The sequence below is a fragment of the Kyrpidia tusciae DSM 2912 genome (assembly GCF_000092905.1).
GTDB classification, from domain to species: Bacteria; Bacillota; Bacilli; order Kyrpidiales; family Kyrpidiaceae; genus Kyrpidia; species Kyrpidia tusciae.
The window spans coordinates 49,440-67,987 of record NC_014098.1; the positions used below are offsets into that span (position 1 = coordinate 49,440).

An 18,548-nucleotide genomic window follows, 5' to 3' on the forward strand; every position below is an offset into this window, starting at 1 on the left:
AGGGGGGGCGAACCAGAGATGCGGTTATTTGATACCCATAGTCACCTCAATGATGAAGCCTTTTCCGGCGATTTGGCGGAGATCGTGGAGCGGGCGGAGCAAGCGGGCGTGGAGGCGGTGGTGGTGCCCGGCTACGATCTTCCTTCTTCGGAACGGGCTTTGGAGTTGGCCCATCGGTTCGATATCCTATACGCCGCGGTGGGCATTCATCCCCACGACGCCTCGTCGGCCGATGAGGCCGCCATCGAGAAGCTGAGACTTCTCGCCAAGGAAGATCGGGTGGTGGCCATTGGGGAGATCGGGCTTGACTATCATTACGATCATTCCCCCCGGGATGTGCAGAGAGAAGTTTTTGAGCGGCACATCGCCCTGGCCCGGGAGTTGAACCTTCCCGTGATTGTCCATGATCGAGAAGCCCACGCCGATACGTTGGAGATTTTGAAACGGGCCGGGGCGTCCGAGGTCGGCGGCGTGATGCACTGCTTTTCCGGAAGTTTGGCTATGGCCCAGGAGTGTTTACACCTGGGCTTTTACCTGTCTTTCGGGGGACCTGTAACCTTTAAGAACGCCCGCCGGCCGAAGGAAGTGGCGGCCCAGGTGCCGGAGGAACGCCTGTTGATCGAGACGGATGCACCGTATTTGACCCCGGAACCTCATCGAGGAAAACGCAATGAACCGGCCTACGTGGCTTTGGTGGCCGAGACCCTGGCCAAGATTCGGGAAACGGAACCTGAACAGTTGGCTTTGGCCACCCGGGCGAATGCCCGGCGACTGTTTCGTGTCCAAGGTTGACGGAGGAGAGGGTGGCGGACGTGACGAAACCCGAGGTGGCGGAAGTGGTGGTTGTGGAAGGATGGCGGGACAAGGCGGCGGTGGATCGAGCAGTGAAAGCGGATGTCGTCGTCACGGGCGGCATGGCGGTTTCCCGGGAACTGATCGGGTTTCTCCGCAAGGTGGCGGCTGAGAGGGGCGTGATCATCCTGACAGACCCGGATGCCATGGGTGAGCGGATTCGCACGCGCATCGCCGACAGGGTCCCGGGGTGTAAACACGCCTTTATCCCGCCAGAAGAAGCCACCGACGGAAGCGATATCGGCATTGAGCACGCAAGCCCATCCGCCATCGACCGAGCGCTGGCCAGGGTTCGCGCGGAGGTCCCCGCCAAAGTCTGGCGCATCACCTGGTCGGACATGATGGAAGCCGGTCTGGTGGGAGCGCCGGGGGCCTCGGTCCGCCGGGCAAAGGTGGCCCGGGACCTGGGGGTGGGATATGGGAACGCCAAATCTTTTTGGAAGCGCCTGAACGTCCTCGGCGTTGACCCCGAGGAGTTTCGGGCGGCGGTCCGGGCCGCGGGAGGCGGGCGAAGCCATGACTGACTCCCGGCCCTCTGTACCCTCCGCGGCCGAGCTGTTGAGGCGCTACGCCTTTCACCCCAAGAAATCACTCGGGCAACATTTTCTGGTTGACGATCGAATCCTGGAACGGATCGTGGCTGCGGCGGATTTGAGCGGGCGAGAGGCCGTGTTGGAGATCGGGCCCGGATTGGGGGCCCTCACCCTTCGTTTGGCCCAGGCCGCGTGGCGGGTGTTGGCCGTCGAGAAAGATCGGTCATTGCAACCGGTCTTATCCGAGGTGTTGCGCGACTTCGGGAATGTGCAGGTGTGCTGGGGCGACGTGTTGGAGGTGGATCTTCCACGAATGTGTGAAGAGGCCTTCGGTCCTCGGACCGTCCGGGTGGTGGCGAACCTCCCGTACTATGTGACCACTCCGGTGATGATGAAGCTTCTTGAAGAAGGGCCGGTCATGGATCGCATGGTTCTGATGGTCCAGCGGGAAGTGGCGGACCGCCTCACGGCGCGGCCGGGCACGAAAACCTACGGGGCGTTGACCGTGGCCGTCCAGTGGTTTGCGGAGAAGGTCGAGTCGGTGGCCCGGGTGCCGGCCTCGTGTTTTTGGCCGAGGCCGGAGGTGGATTCGGTCGTGGTGCGGCTCGACCTGCGTCCGCGCCCCGATCCTGAGGTGACTCGCAGGTTGTCCCGGGTGGTTCGGGCGGGGTTTGGCCAGCGGAGAAAAACGTTGTTGAACGCGCTTTCCCACGCCTTGGCTGGGAGGGATCGGGCCTCGATTGAACAGGCACTCCGCCATGCCCGCGTGGCGCCGGATCGGCGGGCGGAGACGTTGTCCTTGGAGGAGTTTACGCGGTTGGCGCAGGCGTTGGCGGATGGTGTCTATCCCAAATCAATGCCATGAGGCGGTGGGGATTGTGGAATTTTGGAACCCGAGCAAGGGGAGCCTCAATCTGGAGGAAGTCGTCAGCGACATTGTGGGATTTATGGCTGAGGCCCCCAGGGAGACATATCGCCTGATTATCGGAACCGATTCGCAGAATCGACCAGCCCAAGGAAAGACACAGTTCGCGATGGCCATCATCATTCATCGAGTGGGAAAGGGAGCTCGGTACTATTTTCATCGGGAGTCCCACCGCATCATTCGTTCGCTGACTCAGCGTCTGTACACCGAGGCGGCCATGTCGGTGGAGTTGGGGGAGAAAGTGCAACACTATCTACGTGAGGCCGGTGCCTTGCGGGACATCGAGGTGCACCTGGATATCGGTGAGGAGGGGGCGAGTCGGCAGTTGATCCGGGAGGTTGTGGGCTGGGTCACCAGCAGCGGTTACACGGCGAAAATCAAACCGGATTCCTTCGGCGCGTCGAAGGTGGCGGATAAATATACCAAGGCTTAGTTTGTCGGCAGGGGCGGTGGTCCACATGCAAGTCTTTTTGCAAATGATACAATCGCTGCGGGGCAAAAAGATTCTTTTCCTTTGCCACGACCAAGCGGACAGTGACGCACTGGGGGCGGCCTTCGCCCTCGCCCAGTGGCTGGGTGGAACCGTCGGTGTTCCGCGGGAACCGGCCATTCACACCCGAAAGCTGATCGATGCCACGGGCATGAAAGTGGTTAAGAATCCCAATCCCGATGCCTTTGAGTCGGTGGTGGTGGTGGACGCGGCCGATGCTTCCCAGTTAGAGCCCGCCGTTCCAGGGGCATTTTACCTTATCGACCACCATCCGGACAACCGGCTGGTCGACCGGGCGATCGATGCCCTCTACGACCCGGTATCCTCGACCTGCCAACTCGTCTTTCGCCTGTTAAAAGCGGCGGGGGCCCTGCCCGGGCGGGAGGCCTCCTTGGCTTTGGCCGCCGGTATCCTCACGGATACGATCCACTTTCACAAAGGGGATGCGGAGTCGTTTCGCACCTTTGGCGAGTTGTTGCAAACCGGAGGGGTCTCCTATGAGGATGTGAAGCGGCTCTACTTGGACGATCAGCGCCGGGACCGGGAAGTGATTTTGCGGGCGGCCCTCGGATCCCGATGGGTCAAACTCGGCGATTACAACATTCTTCTGTCCGAGATCCGGACCAACATCCCCACATTTGTCGCCCGGGCCCTCCTGGATCTAGGGGCGGATATGAGCGTTGTGGCCTACGAAGGCCCTGAAGGCACGGAGGTGCGCATGTACGTTCGGGAAGAGATGGCCTCGGCGTGTACCCTGGACGCCGTAGAGATCATGGAGGCCGTGCCCGGGGTGGGCGCCGGCGAGGTTTGGGGGTTCCGGCAGTTTGCGGCGTTTCGGCATCGGGAGGCGATCCCGTCCATCTTGGACCGCGTCATTGAAACGTTAAAATCCAGGCTTGTTGCTCCTCGAAAGGGTGTTGGATCGGGTTTCATGCTCCCCCGCGGATAAATTGGACGAGGGTGGCCAAGTGATCCCATCGGCGTTCGCGATGGGCGCCGATGTACAGGCTGCCGGCGAACTGCCGGGTGCGGGGACGGTTGTTCAAGATGCAGAGCGCCTCCATGGTGTCCCCGGTGACAGCTTCGAGGACGGCCCTGCGGTGTCCGTTGACCCGGTGGGCGGAAGCCAGCCGGGCGAGAGGGCAGCGCGCCAGGACCTCCACCCGCATGCCCAGGCGGGCGGCGTGGGCGAGGAGGGTGGGCGGTTTCGCCACATCGGACAATGGGACGGCCCGAAGGAGCCGAGCGGATAGGGCCACGGGCCCGAGACTGGGATGAACGCCTTCCAAGCGATTGCCGAAAGGCAGGGATTTCTTAAGCTTATTCCACAAATGGTTCAGCGCCGGGTCCGGAAACTGGTCCACCCCCAGATCCCACAGCGCGAGGTCGACGTCAAAGTGTTCCACCTTTCGGATGAACGGCCGGAGTTCGTGACGGACGTCGCCGATCCAATCTCCGTCGTACCACAATGCGTGCGGCACTTCCCGGGCCAATGCCACTGCTGCCCCCACAGCCCGGGGAATATCAATCCCCAAGGGGTGCGGCCACACGAGAACTTCCACCCGCGGATCACCGAAAGATCGAACCCGCCATTCAGTACCGTCTCGACAACCGTTGGCGATGACGATCACCGGGTCTGCGCCGGAGGCGCGGAGGATGCGGAGGGCTCGAACGATTCGCCCCGCCTCGTTGTAGGCCGGCACGATTGACAACACACGTGGGTACCTCCCTTCCCTTTCTTATATGCCGATGGCCATGTCCCGAGTATCCGACACTTGCTGATCCGCTTTGGCATAGAATACGACAGGCCGCGGCGACGGTGTGAGGAGGTGCCGCGAAGAGCCGAGGGCCGGAATGGATGCGCCAAGCTAAGCGAGGGGAGGGGCGGCCTTGTGGAAGCCGGGTGACGTGGTGGCGCGGCAGTCTTACGGGAAAGACCTGTGTTTTGTGATCGTGGAAGTGGACGAAGAAGCTCGGGTCGCCGTGCTCAAAGGGGTGGACGTGCGACTGATCGCCGATGCCCCCTTCGATGACTTGGTGGCGGTGAGTGAAGAGGAGCTCAGGACCTATCTGTCTGATGAATCCCGGGCGGAAAAGGAGTCGCTTCAATTGGTGCGGCGACGCCGGGAGGTAGAGGCGGATAAACTGCGTATGCGGGCGGAGATGAAATTTCGCCAGACTCACGATTTTTTTGAGCGCCCCGGCCGGGTTCTACACTTGGATGGAGACGGCGCTTATCTGAACAAATGTCTCCAGGCCTATCGGGATCTCGGCATCCCGGCCGAGGGGCGCCATATGCCGGAATCCCGCATGGCAGATGCGCTCCCGGAGTTATTGGATCAATTTCAGCCGGACATTCTCATTCTCACTGGTCACGACGGGCTTCTGCGCAAGGGCCAGGACCTCATGAATATTTTTAATTATCGGAACTCCGAACATTTTATTCGCGCCGTGCGCGTGGCCCGGAGATGGGAAAGAAGTCTGGATGATTTGATTATTTTCGCCGGTGCCTGTCAATCCCATTACGAAGGGTTGCTCGAAGCGGGGGCGAATTTTGCCAGTTCTCCCCACCGGATCCTGATTCATGCCCTGGATCCGGTACTGATTGCGGAAAAAATCGCCTATACCCCCATTAATCAGACGGTGAACATTTTTGACGTCGTCCGCTCCACCATTACCGGAACGGATGGGTTGGGGGGGATTGAGTCCCGGGGAAAGTACCGCATCGGCCTGCCTCGGTCTCCCTATTGAATCTGCCCCGGAAAAGGGGTGTATAATAAATCAGATTGGGTAGGCCAAGGGCCGAAAGGGGTGCGGGCAAAGGATGAGACTGGGGTGTTTCGCGATCGATGGGGAGGCCCGACTGGGCCTCGCCCGGGGTGAGGAGTGGGTGGTGGACGCGGCGGCTGCCCAGCGGCGTCTTTCCGAGGCGGGTTTAGTGGCGGATGGCCCATTGACGGGTGGCGATGTACGGGCGGTGATCGAGGATTGGGATGGGCCGGCCGGACAGGCTCTGCGTGCTCTTCATCACGCTCTGGAAACGGCTGGGGACGCGAACTGGTTGGCCCCCGGAGCCGGGGTCGTCTTTGCGCTGGAAGAGGTGGAGATGTTGCCCCCTCTGGGGACTCCGAGGAAGAATGTTCTATGCCTGGGCAAGAACTACGCCGATCACGCCCGGGAGATGAAATCTGAGCGTCCGGAGTATCCGGTGGTGTTTTCAAAAGCGACTTCTTCCTTAACGGGCCACGGGAGCGGGATTCTGCGCCACCGGGGTGTGACGGATCAATTGGATTATGAGGGTGAGCTGGCGGTGGTGGTGGGGCGCCGGGCCCGGGGGGTGTCCCGAAAAGAAGCGATGGATTACATATTCGGGTACACGTTGATCAATGACGTCACCGCCCGGGATTGGCAGCGCAGGCATCTGCAGTGGCACCTGGGGAAGAGCTTCGATACGTTTTGCCCCATGGGCCCTTTTGTGGTGCCGAAAGAAGATGCGCCTCCCATTCAAGAAATGGTGTTGGAAACCCGGGTTAACGGCGAGCTGCGCCAGAGAGGCCGGCTGACCGACCTGATTTTTGACATTCCGACGATCCTGGAGGTCATTAGTGCGGGAATCACCCTTGAGCCCGGGGATGTCATCGCCACCGGAACGCCGGCGGGGGTGGGGATGGGATTTCAACCTCCCCGGTTTTTGGATGTAGGGGATCGTATCGAAATTTCAGTGAATGGCATCGGTACATTGAGGAACTGGGTGATCGAAGGGTAACGCCAAGTTTTGCGGCAAGGGATGACCCGATTCACCGATTGACAACGATTTTGACCTCCTGCTATAATAGAGCCTTCATTTGACAATGTGAAGTCCTTCATGGTACACTGTCCTCGAGAAAGAGGTGGTGCGGGTGGCGGCGAAGAATGCGCTTTTGGAGATTAAGCGCAGCCTCGACAGCTACGTGGGGGAGAAGATCCTGATCCGGGCCAATAACGGACGACGCAAGATGATCGAGCGGACAGGTATTCTGGAAGAGACCTATCCGTCTGTTTTTGTGATCAAGTTGGATCAGTCGGACCACTCGTTCAAACGCGTTTCGTACAGCTACGCCGATATTCTGACGGAGACGGTGGAGTTGATGATCATGCGGGACGATGAGCCCGTGCGGGTTTGTATCGAACGGTAGCACCGGCCACCCACCTTGAAGGGGAGGCAACGATGGGCCGCAAGGATGCGGCCCTTTTCGTATTTTTGAGGCGCATGTTCGGGAATCGCGCCGGGGATACTGAGAGATGGACGCCTAAAAGACTCCCAGAGTCGTTGACAGGAGGGGATCGGCTCGTGCCGAGACGGCGTGGCGTAATGTCCGAGGAATTTAAGGTCGAGTTGGCAAAGGACCTCGGATTCTACGACACCGTGCAGCGGGAAGGCTGGGGTGGCATTCGCGCCCGGGATGCCGGGAATATGGTTCGCAGAGCCATCGAGATCGCCGAGAAAGCGTTGCGGGAGCGCCACGACACCGACCTGTAAGGCGGCCGGCCAGGGGCCATCCCCTGGCTTTTTTTCTTAAGGAGGGGGCAATGGGTGCGAGCGACGCCGGGACCTCTGGTGATCATCGGCGGGGCTGAAGACAAACAAGGAGACTGCGTCATCTTGCGGGAACTGATTCGTCTGGCCGGAGGGGAACAGGCGCGCATCGTCGTGATCACCGCAGCGACGGAATTTCCCATCGAGGTAGGTAACGAGTACGTGCAAGTCCTGACGCGCTTGGGAGCTGAAGAGGTCCATCCTCTCCACATCGTAAAGCGGGAGGACGCGAGCGCCCCCTTCGCCGTGCGATTAGTGGAACGGGCGAGTTGTGTATTTTTTACGGGCGGTGAACAGGGGCGTATCACCCGTTTATTGGGCGGTACACAGTTGGATGCTGCGCTCCACCGGCGGCATGGGGACGGGTTGGTCTTGGCCGGGACCAGCGCCGGCGCTTCCGTGATGTCCAGCACGATGATTGTCGAAGGGGAGGCAGAAACGAGTCCTCGTCCGGGAATTGTTCACATGGAGCCGGGCATGGAGTTTTTGAATGGCGTGGTGATTGATCAGCATTTCGCCCAGCGGGGTCGGCTCGGGCGACTGTTGTCAGCGGTGACCAAGTATCCTCATCATCTCGGGATGGGGATCGACGAAAACACGGCGGTGGTCGTTTCAGGGGTAGAATGCCGAGTAATTGGCACCGGAGCGGTGAGCATCGTGGACGCCAGTGCCCTCACTTACGCGAACGTCGAGTCTGCCGACCGGGGGGAGCCCCTGGCCCTGTGTGGCATTCGGCTGCACGTACTGCCCGCGGGCCATCGATTCGATCTGCGGGACCGCCGGCCGATTCTGGAAGACGTTGAACCTCACCGAGGAGATGAGGAGTTGACATCATGAAGATTCTCGATGTCCGGTTTATTCCCGGGCCGAATATCTACGTGAGCAAGCCCATTCTCGTTGCCCGAGTCGATCTGGAGGAGTTGACGGAGCGCGAAAGCAATGAGTTTCCGGGTTTTGTCGACCGGCTCATCGAACATCTTCCCGGGGTGACCGATCATCACTGTGCCAAAGGAATGCCGGGGGGATTCGTGGAACGGCTGCGGGAAGGTACATATTTTGGCCACGTTCTGGAGCATGTCACGCTGGAACTGACCGATCGCATCGATGCCCCGGCGTATTTCGGGAAAACTCTGTACGCCGGCCGTGCCGGACTCTACGATGTGGTGATGGAGTGTCACGCTCCCGAGGCGATGACTCGACTCATTGCTGTGGCCGCCGACCTGATTCAGGCATTGGTTGACGGGCGTCCGTTCTCGTTGGACGCGGCGCTGCAAGAGGCTGCGGATATCCATCGCCGCCACCGTTTAGGACCGAGCACGGCGGCAATCGTCCGAGAGGCCGAGGCCCGGGGAATTCCCTGGAGGAGGATACTCGACGGCAGTTTTGTCCAACTCGGGACGGGAAAATGGGCGAAGCGTATCGAAGCCACGATCGGTCCCGAGACCTCTGCGGTGGCGGTGGACATTGCGTGCAACAAAGCGTATACCAAAGCTGTTCTGAAGGAGGCTGGGGTTCCGGTGCCCGACGGCGGCACCGCTTTATCCGAAGAGGAGGCGGCGCGGATCGCCCGGGACGTGGGATTGCCCGTGACAGTCAAACCCGTGCACGGCAATCAAGGCCGCGGGGTCAGTGTGCGCGTGAATACCGAGGGCGAGGTCCGGGAAGCGTACCGGCGGGCCGCGGAGATCGATCCCGAGGTGATCGTTGAAAAGTGGGTTCCCGGGGCACAATATCGGATCCTGATCGTGCGCGGCCGAATGGTGGCGGCTTCCCTCCGCCATCCGCCCCGGGTGGTGGGGGATGGCGTGCACCAGGTCCGCGAACTGATCGAGCTGGAAAATATGGATCCGCGTCGGGGCGTCGGGCACGAGAAACCGTTGACCCGTATTCCCATCGACGAAGTTGTTCTCCGGCAACTGCGGGCCCAGGGGCTCGATTTAGAGGCGGTTCCTGCAGTCGGGCGCGTCGTGGTGTTGCGGGACAGTGCCAATCTCAGCACCGGTGGTACGGCGGAGGACGTGTCCGACCGGGTTCACCCGGACCAGCGTTGGTTGTGCGAAAGGGCCGCCCGGGCGGTGGGGTTGGACATCTGCGGCGTCGACCTGATGACACCGGACATCGCCCGGCCGGTGAATGAGGTCGGGGCGGTGGTGCTGGAAGTCAACGCGGCGCCCGGGATTCGGATGCACGAGTTTCCCTCGCAAGGGGCGGCCCGGAACGCGGGCCGGGCCATTGTGGATGCGTTGTTTCCACCCGGCCATCCCACCCGGGTGCCGGTATACGCGGTGACTGGGACGAATGGGAAAACCACCACCACCCGAATGATCGCTCATATCCTACAAAGCTGTGGCGAAACGGTGGGAGCCGCCACCACGGATGGTATCTACATAGGTGGGCGAAAGATCGTGGAGGGAGACACCACTGGCCCCTTCAGTGCCCGAACGGTGCTGGCTCACCCGGATGTCACGGCGGTGGTTTTGGAGACGGCCCGGGGTGGTATCATTCGGGGAGGCTTGGGGTACGACTGGGCGGATGTGGCGGTGTTGACCAATATTTCCTTGGACCACATCGGCCAGGACCAGATTGAAACACTGGAGGATTTGATTTTTGTGAAATCCCTGGTGGCCGAGCGGGTGTATCCCGGTGGCGCCGTCGTTCTCAACGCCGATGACCCTTGTTTGGTCGATTTGGCGGGGCGTCTGCGTCGTCGGATCGTATTTTTCAGCATGAGGCCGGATAACCCGGTGGTGTTGCGCCATCTCGCCATTGGGGGAACGACGATTCTCGCAAAAGATGGCTGGATTCTGGAACGGACCGGGGCGCGGACTTGGCCGATTGTGAGAGTGGTCGCCGTTCCCGTGGCTTGCCGCGGAGCGGCGGGGTTTCACGTGGCCAACGCCCTGGCGGCTGCCGCGGCTTGCCGGGCGGGGGGGATCCCCCGTTCCCAGATCGCCCATGCACTCCGCCGCTTTGGCCGGGAAGTGGACAATCCGGGGCGAACCAATCTGTACCGTGTAGGTCGCAGTTACGTCATGGTGGATTATGGGCACAATCCCCACAGCTTTGCCGCCGTCGGACAGCTGGTGCAGCAATGGCCCGGCCCTCGGGTCACTGGGGTTATCGGGGTTCCGGGGGACCGGGATGATTCGATCATCCAGGCTGCGGGGAGGGAAGCGGCGCGTCATTTTCAGAGGATCTGGGTCAAGGAGGACAGGGATACGCGAGGGCGTGACAAGGGGGAGGTGGCCGGGCTATTGACCGAGGCGGTGCGCGGCGTCAACCCGCTTTTGCCGCTGTATGTCAATCTGGAGGAAACCGCGGCTTTGGGCGAGGCGGTGAGCTCCTCTTTACCTGGTGAGCTCGTGGTGGTTTTCTATGAAAAAAAAGGCCCCATTCTACAGACCCTGGAGGAATTAGGAGCTGAGCGGGTCTGGGATTGGCCCCGGGCGTCGGACCGCAGTCAGAACGCAAGGGAGGTGAGACACCTTTGGCAGACCACGTTACAATAGAGTTGAGTGGAGACAGTGTAGCGGCGATGGAGGTCTGGCGGGGAGGACGACCGTGGTTTGTGAAAAAGCACCGGCAAAAATCAACCTGTCTTTGGACGTGCTGTACCGTCGGGATGACGGATACCATGAAGTAGAAATGGTCATGCAAACGGTGGATTTGGCTGACCGGGTGTACCTAGAGGAGGCCGCGGATTTCCAATTGAGTTGCACTCACCCCAAGCTGCCCACCGACGAACGCAACCTAGCTCTCCGGGCAGCGAAATTGTTGCAGCAAGAGACGGGTTGTCATCGCGGCGCATCGATTCACCTCGACAAACGCATCCCGTTGTCGGCGGGGCTCGCGGGCGGGTCCAGCGACGCTGCGGCGGTGCTAAGAGGTCTCAATCGTTTGTGGGGGCTGGGGTTGACCACAGATGAACTGGCGGAACTCGGGGCAAAGCTGGGGTCGGATGTGCCCTTTTGTGTGTACGGCGGCACGGCGCTCGCCCAAGGGCGGGGAGAGAGGATCACGATCCTGCCGTCCTGCCCTCCGGCGTGGGTAATTCTGGTTCACCCACCCATTCCGGTGTCCACCGCCGCGGTCTACGGGAGGCTACGGCTAGATAAGGTGACGGAACACCCGAAAACGGCCCAGATGGTTGAGGCGATTCGCGAGAAGGACCTTGGGCGCATCTCCCAGCGGCTCGGCAACGTCTTAGAGACGGTCACCTTCGATCTTTATCCGGAAGTGAGGCGGCTCAAAGCCCGAATGGTTCAGTTTGGTGCTTCAGGGGCGTTGATGTCGGGCAGCGGCCCCACGGTGTTCGGCCTGGTGGACAGGCAGTCGAAGGCGGAACGAATTTATCATGCCTTTCGCGGCTTCGTCCGGGAAGTGTATCTGACCCGGGTGTGCGGTTTAAACGACGACATTGTGGGAAAGCGGAGGGAACCTGATGGATGCGATCGTCCTCGCGGGAGGGAGCGTTTCCGATAAGAACGGTCCGAAGGCCCTCTGGTCCATTCAAGGGCGGGCGATGGTGGACTATGTTTTGGACGCCCTGTCCGCGGCAGGCGATATGGAGCGGATTGCCGTGGTGGGGCAAACGAGTGGATCATCACCCAGGGCGGTCTGGTTGCCCGGGTCGGGCTCCATTGTCGATCATCTGAAGGCTGCCCTGGAGTTTCTCGGTCGGCCCCGGGGGGAGTATGTGCTCATTGCCACCTGTGACGTACCGTTGTTAACCGGGGCGATGGTCGAAGACTTTCTGGGCCGTTGCCGGCCGTTTCGCCGGGATTTCTATTATCCCATCGTGCGCAGGGAAGATTGCGAGCGGGAACTCCCGGGGATTCGGCGAACGTATGTGAAGCTTCGGGACGGCACGTTCACGGGCGGGAATCTGTTTGTGATTCGCGACGACGTGTTGAGCCGGATCCTCCCGGTGATCGACCGTTTCATCCGCAACCGGAAGAATCCTCTGCGCTTGTCGAAGGAGCTCGGGTGGAGTTTCACCGTTCGGTTGGCGGCCAGCCGGGTGGTGGGAGTGCTATCGATTGATCAACTGGAGTCCCGGGTGAGGGAGTTGTTTGCCGTTCGAGCATCTGCAGTGATCTGTCCCCATGCCGCCATTGGCGCCGATGTGGATGAACCCGAAGATTTGGGATGGGTGGACCGGGCTTTGTCGGCGAGATTGTCATAACCCGAAAGAAATGATATATTTTCCGAGGGAATGTTCGGTTTTTAAGATGGGGGATGGCAGGGGTGCGCCGCAGCGACCGGTTGGTTTGTTTGACCCAATTGTTTCTACAGAATCCCCACACCGCCGTGTCGCTGAGCGACCTGGCTGAACGACTGGGGGCCGCGAAGTCCTCGTTGAGTGAAGATTTGTCAATTGTGCGGGCAGTCTTTGAACAGCAGGGACTCGGCACCTTTGAGACCGCAACGGGGGCTGCGGGGGGGATTCGCTACATCCCGGGCGTGAGTGAAGCCTTCGCGGTGGATTTTGTGCGACGGCTTCAGGGGGAGCTGGCTGACGGGGAGCGCATCCTTCCGGGTGGGTTCCTGTTTATGTCCGACATCCTCGGGAGGCCGGATGTCTTGGATGCCGCCGGAAGGTTGTTTGCCCATCGGTTCGCAGGGGCCGGTGCGGAAGTGGTCATGACGGTGGAGACGAAGGGAATCCCCCTGGCGGTCTCGACGGCGCGGTATCTCGGGCTTCCCATCGTGGTGGTCCGCCGGAATCAACGTCTGACGGAGGGCTCTGCCGTGAGTTTGAACTACGTGTCGGGATCGGACCGGCGAATTCAGACGATGTCGTTGTCCCGCCGGTCCCTGCGAGAAGGCAGCCGGGCCCTCATTGTGGACGATTTTATGAAGGCGGGGGGCACGGCCCGGGCGTTGGTGGAGTTGCTGGCCGAGTTCGGTGGCGAGGCTGTGGGAATCGGCGTGTTTACCGCAACCTTGGAGCCGGAGAAAAAGCTGGTCAGCGAATATGTGTCATTGGTGGACATCGGGCGCATGGATGAAGAAAAACGCCGGGTGGAGACGGTTCGCGGCACGTATTTTGGCCGCTGATTCGGTCCGCCGGCAGGAAGGGACGATGGAGGATGGCAGGACAGATCATTTTAACGCCGAAGGCTCCCGGGGCGATCGGCCCTTATTCTCAAGCGATTCGTTGCGGGTCATTCGTTTTTACATCGGGGCAAATCCCTCTCACCCCAGAGGGGCAAATGGTGACGGGGGACATCCGCGAGCAGACCCGGCAGGTATTCGCCAACCTAGAGGCGGTATTGAAAGCAGCTGGGGCGAGTTTTGCAGACGTGGTCAAGGCGACCGTTTTTTTAGCGGATATGAATGATTTTGCCCCGATGAATGAAGTCTATGAGGAAGTGCTCGGCGCGTATAAACCCGCCCGGACGACGGTCCAGGCGGCGGGGCTGCCGAAAGGCGCGGGGGTCGAGATCGAATTGATCGCCGTGATTTCAGAATCGATTTGAATGGCGCTAAACAGGTTTCGGATCTGACGCCGTCGAACTCTCCGTCTAAAATGGAGAGGGGGAGTGACCGTGGAGATCACGTCGGTCCGTTTAGTTCGGCTCAGCGCCGGGAAGCTGCGAGCGTTGGCATCGGTTACCTTTGATGATGAGTTCGTGGTTCACCAGATTCGAGTGATTCACGGAAGCGCCGGATTGTTTGTGGCCATGCCGGCTAGGCGGACGGCCTCCGGGGCCTATCGAGACATCGCACATCCTGTGTCCGCTTCGTTTCGGTCGAAGGTTCAGGCGGCGGTGTTGGCGGCTTACGAGGCGCCCATGGAAGGGGAGCCGTCGGACAAAGTGGAGAGCGAGATCTGAAGGGCTGCGGGTCCCGGGCGAAGGATGTCACACCGACGGCGGCCGTCACCTTTTGTGCGACGGTTGAATCCCCTATAGTGATGAGTTATAGTGTTTTACCGGAAACGCCAGTGTCCGTGCCGGTCCGGGCGGAGAGGCGACGGGGGGATGGTCATTGACGCAGCGAAACGCCGTGGTTTTGGCGGCCGGGCTCGGGACCCGGATGAAATCCCGCAGGCACAAGGTGGTTCACGAAGTATGTGGTCAACCGATGATTCGGCACGTCGTGGACCATCTGAAGGCGAGTCAAGTGGACCGGATCGTCGTAGTGGTGGGTCACTTGGCGGAGCAGGTCCGGGCCGTCTTAGGGGATGAGGTGGAGTACGTTTTTCAGGAGCGGGCGCTCGGTACCGGCCACGCGGTCCTGCAAACCGCTCCCCTGCTGGAGGGGACGGAAGGGCAGACCTTGGTGGTGTGCGGGGATACTCCCCTCATTCGCCCGGAGACGTTCCAGAGGTTGGCCGATGTACAGAAGATGACCGGGGCAGCGGCTGCAGTACTGACCGCCGTCGTGGATCACCCGGAAGGCTATGGGCGGATTGTACGGGACGGCGACCAGATTCGGGCGATCGTCGAGGAGAAAGACGCGGACGAACAGATTCGTGCGATTCGCGAGGTCAACGCGGGGACCTATTGCTTTGACACAGAACAACTGTTCGCTGCCGTTCGCCGCCTCGACAACGGGAACGGCCAAGGGGAGTACTACCTCACGGATTGCGCAGAGATTTTGCAGAAGGATGGCCGGCGGGTGACCCCGGTATTGCTGGAAGATGCCGGGGAGATGGCCGGGGTCAACGATCGAGTGCAGCTGGCTGCGGTGGAAGAAAGCATGCGGCGTCGCATTCTGGAGTACTGGATGCGGGAAGGGGTGACGGTGGTCGACCCCCGGTCGACGTACGTGGATTCCGATGTCGTCATTGGGAGGGACACGGTGATTTTCCCCGGGACGTGGCTCCAGGCCGGGACGCGCATTGGCGAAGACTGCCGGATCGGGCCGGCGGCTCGGCTGTCCGCGTCGGTGGTGGAGGACGGGGTCCAGGTGGAGCAGTCGGTGGTTCTTGGCTCAACGCTGCGCTCGGGGTGCACGGTGGGGCCTTTTGCCTACGTGCGTCCGGGTTCCGATGTGGGACCCGGGGCAAAGATCGGAGATTTTGTCGAGGTTAAGAATGCCGTGATCGGCGCGGGAACGAAAGCCGCACACCTCACATATATCGGAGATGCCGACGTGGGGGAAGGTGTGGTGTTGGGGTGCGGGACCATCACCGTCAATTACGATGGGGTGCAAAAGCATCGCACAAGAATAGGGGATCGAACGTTTGTGGGGTGCAACAGCAATCTGGTGGCTCCCCTGACGGTGGGAGCGGATGCTTACGTGGCCGCCGGATCGACGATCACCGAAGACGTTCCCGACGGGGCTATGGCGATCGCCCGAGAGCGTCAGATCAACAAGGAAGGATACACAGCGAAGCTGCAGCACAAGTTGCGGGGGCGGCGGATGAAAAGCGAGGAGTCCCGGGAGTCATGAGGTATCGCGACGCGAAGTTAAAAGTGTTCACAGGGAACTCGAATCCCGCTTTGGTTCGGGAGGTCGTGGAGCACGTCGGGGTGGAATTGGGACGGTCCCGGGTGACACGATTTAGCGACGGAGAGATTCAGGTCAAGATCGAGGAAAGCGTTCGGGGATGCGACGTTTTCGTTGTGCAATCAACTTCTGCCCCGATCAATGAGAACTTGATGGAATTGCTGATCATGGTGGATGCCCTGAAACGTGCGTCCGCAAAGCGGATCAATGTCGTGATGCCGTATTACGGGTATGCCCGGCAAGATCGCAAGGCCAGGCCTCGGGAGCCGATCACGGCAAAGCTCGTGGCAAACCTCATCGAGACGGCGGGGGCCCATCGGGTGATTGCCATGGATCTGCACGCGGGGCAGATTCAAGGTTTTTTTGATATCCCGGTGGATCACCTGCTCGCGCAACCGATCCTTGCCAGTTATTTTCAAGATAAAGGGTTGAAGGACGTGGTGGTGGTGTCGCCGGACATGGGGGGTGTTACCCGGGCAAGGGGGATGGCCCAGCGTCTCGGAGCCTCGATCGCCATTATCGATAAACGCCGTCCTGAGCCCAATGTTGCGGAGATCATGAACATCATCGGCGACATTGACGGAAAGACGGCCGTGATGATCGACGATATCATCGATACAGCGGGCACCATCACCCAAGGGGCGAAGGCGTTGCTCGAACGGGGGGCAAAGGAAGTGTATGCCTGCTGCACCCATGCGGTTTTGTCGGGCCCGGCGATGGAGCGCCTGCGGGAATCCGAGATCCGAGAGGTCGTCGTGACGAACACGATTCCGCTGAAGGAATCGCCTGTTCTGGACAAGCTGGTGGTACTGTCGGTGGCTCCCCTGATTGGCGATGCGATCATCCGGGTGCACGAAGACCTGTCGGTGAGCACTCTGTTTAATACTTGAAAGCCCGATCGGGGCGGACTGGGCCAGTTTGTCGCCGGTTGCTCTGGTTTGTACCTGTTTGAAGAAAGGAGCGGTTTTTGTGAGTGCCCAAGTGTTACCTCTGGAGGCCCGGGCTGATCTGCGCCGCAGTGTACTGACACATTTGCGCCGATCCGGACGGATTCCGGGTGTCGTGTACGGTAAGGGCCGTGAGCCGGTGCCGGTTGCCGTGGAAGAGGCTCTGCTGGTGAAGATGCAAACGGGGCAAGAGACGGCGTTGGTGGATATCGAGCTGCCGGGACAGGGGCGGTTGCCCGCGGTGATCCAGGAGATTCAAAGGGATCCCGTAACCCGGAAGATTTTGCACGTGGATTTTCACGTCGTCATGTTGGACGAACCTGTCGACGTAGAGGTACCGGTGCAAGTTCAGGGGATAGAAGAAGTCGACAAACGGGGCCTGGTGGCGCAGGTTCTTTTACGGCATCTGCGCATCCGTTGTTTACCGACGGAGATTCCGGAACACTTGCGGGTGGATGTGAGTCGCGCTGAGGAAGGTGACGTCATCCGCGCGGCGGACGTGCAATTGCCGGACGGGGCTCATCTCCTGGAGGAAGCGGACGAAGTCGTGGTCAATATCAGTGCCGCCGGTGCCGGTGCAGGCGCCGGAGAGACTTTGCCGGAGGAGCCAAAAGGACCAGAGATGGTTCGCGATACCGAGGGGAAGGGCCGTCGGGAGTAGGTTGTGCCGGCGGTATGGCCGCAGCCCCGGGCGTGGGAGCTGCGGCTTTTCTCACTGCCTGAGCGCGAGTGGGCTGGTTCGAAATTTCAGAGCCGATCGGCAGAAGGTGGCTGGGCTGAGATGTGGTTAATTGCGGGGCTCGGCAATCCCGGGCCACAATACGCCCAAACGCGCCACAATGCTGGCTTCATGGTGATAGACCGATTGGCCGCACGATGGAGCGTGAGTGTGACGAGCCGGGGCTTTCACAGTCTAACCGCGAGTACCCGGGTGGGCGAAGAGCAAGTGTTGTTGTTGAAGCCTCAAACTTTTATGAACGAGAGTGGCCTGGCGGTGGGCGAGGCAGTCAGGTGGTATCGCCTCGGGCCGGAACGTCTGATCGTTGTCTACGATGACCTGGACTTGCCCCTGGGTAAGATCCGCTTGCGCTACAAAGGGTCGTCGGGTGGCCACAATGGCATGAAATCAATACTCCAACACCTGGGAACCGAAACCTTTGGGCGGGTGAGAATTGGCATCGGCCGGCCGTTGAAAGGCAGAAGTGTGATCGATCATGTCCTTTCTCCGTTTTCCCCGGACGAACTCTCCACCGTTCGTCCCGCATTGAACCGGGCTGTGGAATTGATCGAGATTGCCGTGCAGGAAGGGTTTGAAAAAGCCATGTCAAAAGTTTAATATCGACTGGTCTGTCTTCACCCGGTGTTCGTCAAGTGGTGGTATCCCGATTCCTCCCACCGCGCATACTATGAGGGCAACATGGGCGTCCGGTCTGGACGTTTCGGGAGGCGGGAAAAGGTGCGAATCATCTATGTGTGTCGTCATTGTCATCACTATCTCGGGGAAGTGGATGGAAGCCGCGTGTCGCCTTCGGCTTTGGGTTTCCATTCGTTGACACCCGAAGAACGGGCCGATATAATGACTACGGATCCCCATGAAGGGTGTATCTATGTCAACACGGTGTGCGAATTCTGCCAACAGGCTCTAGAGGCGAATCCTGAACTGACCTTGATTCGCACGCCACTCCAGTAGGAATGTGGAAAAGCGGCGCGCCAAGCCTTGGCTTAGCGATGGGCTGAGGCTTTTTTGGTCTTTGTGTGAGGAGGG

The 18,548-nt window shown here is 60.4% G+C and carries 22 protein-coding genes; 21 read left to right on the forward strand and 1 reads right to left on the reverse strand.

The window, feature by feature from the left end; genetic code table 11:
• Positions 1–18 precede the first annotated feature (18 nt).
• The 5 genes from BTUS_RS00285 to BTUS_RS00305 are packed head-to-tail and all read left to right on the forward strand — an operon-like array spanning position 19 to position 3,749.
• On the forward strand, positions 19–792 hold the full coding sequence (locus tag BTUS_RS00285) for a TatD family hydrolase (protein WP_013074124.1): 774 nt from the start codon (positions 19–21) through the stop codon (positions 790–792).
• A gap of 20 nt (positions 793–812) precedes the next feature.
• On the forward strand, positions 813–1,376 hold the full coding sequence (gene rnmV / locus BTUS_RS00290; protein WP_245543341.1) for a ribonuclease M5: 564 nt from the start codon (positions 813–815) through the stop codon (positions 1,374–1,376).
• Positions 1,369–2,250: a 16S rRNA (adenine(1518)-N(6)/adenine(1519)-N(6))-dimethyltransferase RsmA gene (gene rsmA, locus BTUS_RS00295; protein WP_013074126.1), complete on the forward strand. Its 882-nt coding sequence runs from the start codon at positions 1,369–1,371 to the stop codon at positions 2,248–2,250. The genes rnmV and rsmA overlap by 8 nt, the downstream gene beginning before the upstream one ends.
• A gap of 13 nt (positions 2,251–2,263) precedes the next feature.
• On the forward strand, positions 2,264–2,743 hold the full coding sequence (locus BTUS_RS00300) for a ribonuclease H-like YkuK family protein (protein ID WP_013074127.1): 480 nt from the start codon (positions 2,264–2,266) through the stop codon (positions 2,741–2,743).
• Positions 2,744–2,768: 25 nt separating this feature from the next.
• Positions 2,769–3,749: a DHH family phosphoesterase gene (locus tag BTUS_RS00305; protein ID WP_013074128.1), complete on the forward strand. Its 981-nt coding sequence runs from the start codon at positions 2,769–2,771 to the stop codon at positions 3,747–3,749.
• Here the strand turns inward: BTUS_RS00305 and BTUS_RS00310 are convergent.
• Positions 3,730–4,515 (reverse strand): glycosyltransferase family 2 protein, encoded by a 786-nt coding sequence (locus tag BTUS_RS00310; RefSeq protein ID WP_013074129.1) that lies wholly within the window; start codon positions 4,513–4,515, stop codon positions 3,730–3,732. The two genes, BTUS_RS00305 and BTUS_RS00310, sit on opposite strands and share 20 nt — an antisense overlap.
• Positions 4,516–4,690: 175 nt before the next feature.
• Between BTUS_RS00310 and yabG the strand changes: the two genes are divergently transcribed.
• The 16 genes from yabG (at position 4,691) to BTUS_RS17250 (ending at position 18,473) form a co-directional block, all read left to right on the forward strand.
• Positions 4,691–5,551: a sporulation peptidase YabG gene (gene yabG / locus BTUS_RS00315; RefSeq protein ID WP_013074130.1), complete on the forward strand. Its 861-nt coding sequence runs from the start codon at positions 4,691–4,693 to the stop codon at positions 5,549–5,551.
• Positions 5,552–5,624: 73 nt separating this feature from the next.
• Positions 5,625–6,566: a fumarylacetoacetate hydrolase family protein gene (locus BTUS_RS00320; protein WP_013074131.1), complete on the forward strand. Its 942-nt coding sequence runs from the start codon at positions 5,625–5,627 to the stop codon at positions 6,564–6,566.
• A gap of 133 nt (positions 6,567–6,699) precedes the next feature.
• Positions 6,700–6,975: a biofilm formation stimulator Veg gene (gene veg, locus BTUS_RS00325; RefSeq protein ID WP_013074132.1), complete on the forward strand. Its 276-nt coding sequence runs from the start codon at positions 6,700–6,702 to the stop codon at positions 6,973–6,975.
• A 155-nt stretch (positions 6,976–7,130) separates the two neighbouring features.
• Positions 7,131–7,319 (forward strand): small, acid-soluble spore protein, alpha/beta type, encoded by a 189-nt coding sequence (locus BTUS_RS00330; protein WP_013074133.1) that lies wholly within the window; start codon positions 7,131–7,133, stop codon positions 7,317–7,319.
• Positions 7,320–7,373: 54 nt separating this feature from the next.
• On the forward strand, positions 7,374–8,213 hold the full coding sequence (locus BTUS_RS00335) for a cyanophycinase (RefSeq protein ID WP_013074134.1): 840 nt from the start codon (positions 7,374–7,376) through the stop codon (positions 8,211–8,213).
• A complete protein-coding gene (gene cphA / locus BTUS_RS00340) occupies positions 8,210–10,885 on the forward strand; it encodes a cyanophycin synthetase (RefSeq protein WP_013074135.1) in 2,676 nt (891 codons plus the stop codon). The genes BTUS_RS00335 and cphA overlap by 4 nt, the downstream gene beginning before the upstream one ends.
• Before the next feature lie 52 nt (positions 10,886–10,937).
• Positions 10,938–11,858 (forward strand): 4-(cytidine 5'-diphospho)-2-C-methyl-D-erythritol kinase, encoded by a 921-nt coding sequence (ispE, locus tag BTUS_RS00345; RefSeq protein ID WP_013074136.1) that lies wholly within the window; start codon positions 10,938–10,940, stop codon positions 11,856–11,858.
• Entirely contained in the window at positions 11,818–12,561 is a 744-nt protein-coding gene (locus BTUS_RS00350) for an NTP transferase domain-containing protein (protein WP_013074137.1), read from the forward strand. The genes ispE and BTUS_RS00350 overlap by 41 nt, the downstream gene beginning before the upstream one ends.
• A 53-nt stretch (positions 12,562–12,614) precedes the next feature.
• On the forward strand, positions 12,615–13,436 hold the full coding sequence (gene purR, locus BTUS_RS00355) for a pur operon repressor (protein ID WP_041303502.1): 822 nt from the start codon (positions 12,615–12,617) through the stop codon (positions 13,434–13,436).
• Between the two features lie 32 nt (positions 13,437–13,468).
• Positions 13,469–13,858: a RidA family protein gene (locus tag BTUS_RS00360; protein ID WP_013074139.1), complete on the forward strand. Its 390-nt coding sequence runs from the start codon at positions 13,469–13,471 to the stop codon at positions 13,856–13,858.
• 69 nt (positions 13,859–13,927) lie between these two features.
• Positions 13,928–14,215: a septation regulator SpoVG gene (gene spoVG / locus BTUS_RS00365; RefSeq protein WP_013074140.1), complete on the forward strand. Its 288-nt coding sequence runs from the start codon at positions 13,928–13,930 to the stop codon at positions 14,213–14,215.
• Positions 14,216–14,369: 154 nt separating this feature from the next.
• The gene (glmU, locus tag BTUS_RS00370) at positions 14,370–15,779 is read left to right on the forward strand and encodes a bifunctional UDP-N-acetylglucosamine diphosphorylase/glucosamine-1-phosphate N-acetyltransferase GlmU (protein ID WP_013074141.1); all 1,410 of its coding nucleotides are present in this window, start codon (positions 14,370–14,372) and stop codon (positions 15,777–15,779) included.
• Positions 15,776–16,726 carry a ribose-phosphate diphosphokinase gene (locus BTUS_RS00375; RefSeq protein ID WP_013074142.1) on the forward strand — a complete coding sequence of 317 codons (951 nt, stop codon included), beginning with the start codon at positions 15,776–15,778 and terminating at the stop codon, positions 16,724–16,726. Before glmU ends, BTUS_RS00375 begins: the two co-directional genes overlap by 4 nt.
• A 79-nt stretch (positions 16,727–16,805) precedes the next feature.
• Complete coding sequence (locus BTUS_RS00380) at positions 16,806–17,444, forward strand: 50S ribosomal protein L25 (RefSeq protein ID WP_013074143.1); 639 nt, start codon at positions 16,806–16,808, stop codon at positions 17,442–17,444.
• Between the two features lie 120 nt (positions 17,445–17,564).
• Entirely contained in the window at positions 17,565–18,119 is a 555-nt protein-coding gene (gene pth / locus BTUS_RS00385) for an aminoacyl-tRNA hydrolase (protein WP_013074144.1), read from the forward strand.
• 120 nt (positions 18,120–18,239) lie between these two features.
• Positions 18,240–18,473, forward strand: coding sequence for an anti-sigma-F factor Fin (locus BTUS_RS17250; protein WP_013074145.1), 234 nt, complete (start codon positions 18,240–18,242; stop codon positions 18,471–18,473).
• Positions 18,474–18,548 lie beyond the last annotated feature (75 nt).

Bases quoted from the DNA above. Each gene is read 5' to 3' on its own strand.
- rsmA (WP_013074126.1), top strand. From the start codon at position 1,369: ATGACTGACTCCCGGCCCTCTGTACCCTCCGCGGCCGAGCTGTTGAGG.
- pth (WP_013074144.1), top strand. From the start codon at position 17,565: ATGTGGTTAATTGCGGGGCTCGGCAATCCCGGGCCACAATACGCCCAA.
- BTUS_RS00360 (WP_013074139.1), top strand. From the start codon at position 13,469: ATGGCAGGACAGATCATTTTAACGCCGAAGGCTCCCGGGGCGATCGGC.
- BTUS_RS00375 (WP_013074142.1), top strand. From the start codon at position 15,776: ATGAGGTATCGCGACGCGAAGTTAAAAGTGTTCACAGGGAACTCGAAT.
- BTUS_RS00320 (WP_013074131.1), top strand. From the start codon at position 5,625: ATGAGACTGGGGTGTTTCGCGATCGATGGGGAGGCCCGACTGGGCCTC.
- purR (WP_041303502.1), top strand. From the start codon at position 12,615: ATGGCAGGGGTGCGCCGCAGCGACCGGTTGGTTTGTTTGACCCAATTG.
- BTUS_RS00350 (WP_013074137.1), top strand. From the start codon at position 11,818: ATGGATGCGATCGTCCTCGCGGGAGGGAGCGTTTCCGATAAGAACGGT.
- BTUS_RS00305 (WP_013074128.1), top strand. From the start codon at position 2,769: ATGCAAGTCTTTTTGCAAATGATACAATCGCTGCGGGGCAAAAAGATT.
- cphA (WP_013074135.1), top strand. From the start codon at position 8,210: ATGAAGATTCTCGATGTCCGGTTTATTCCCGGGCCGAATATCTACGTG.
- BTUS_RS00285 (WP_013074124.1), top strand. From the start codon at position 19: ATGCGGTTATTTGATACCCATAGTCACCTCAATGATGAAGCCTTTTCC.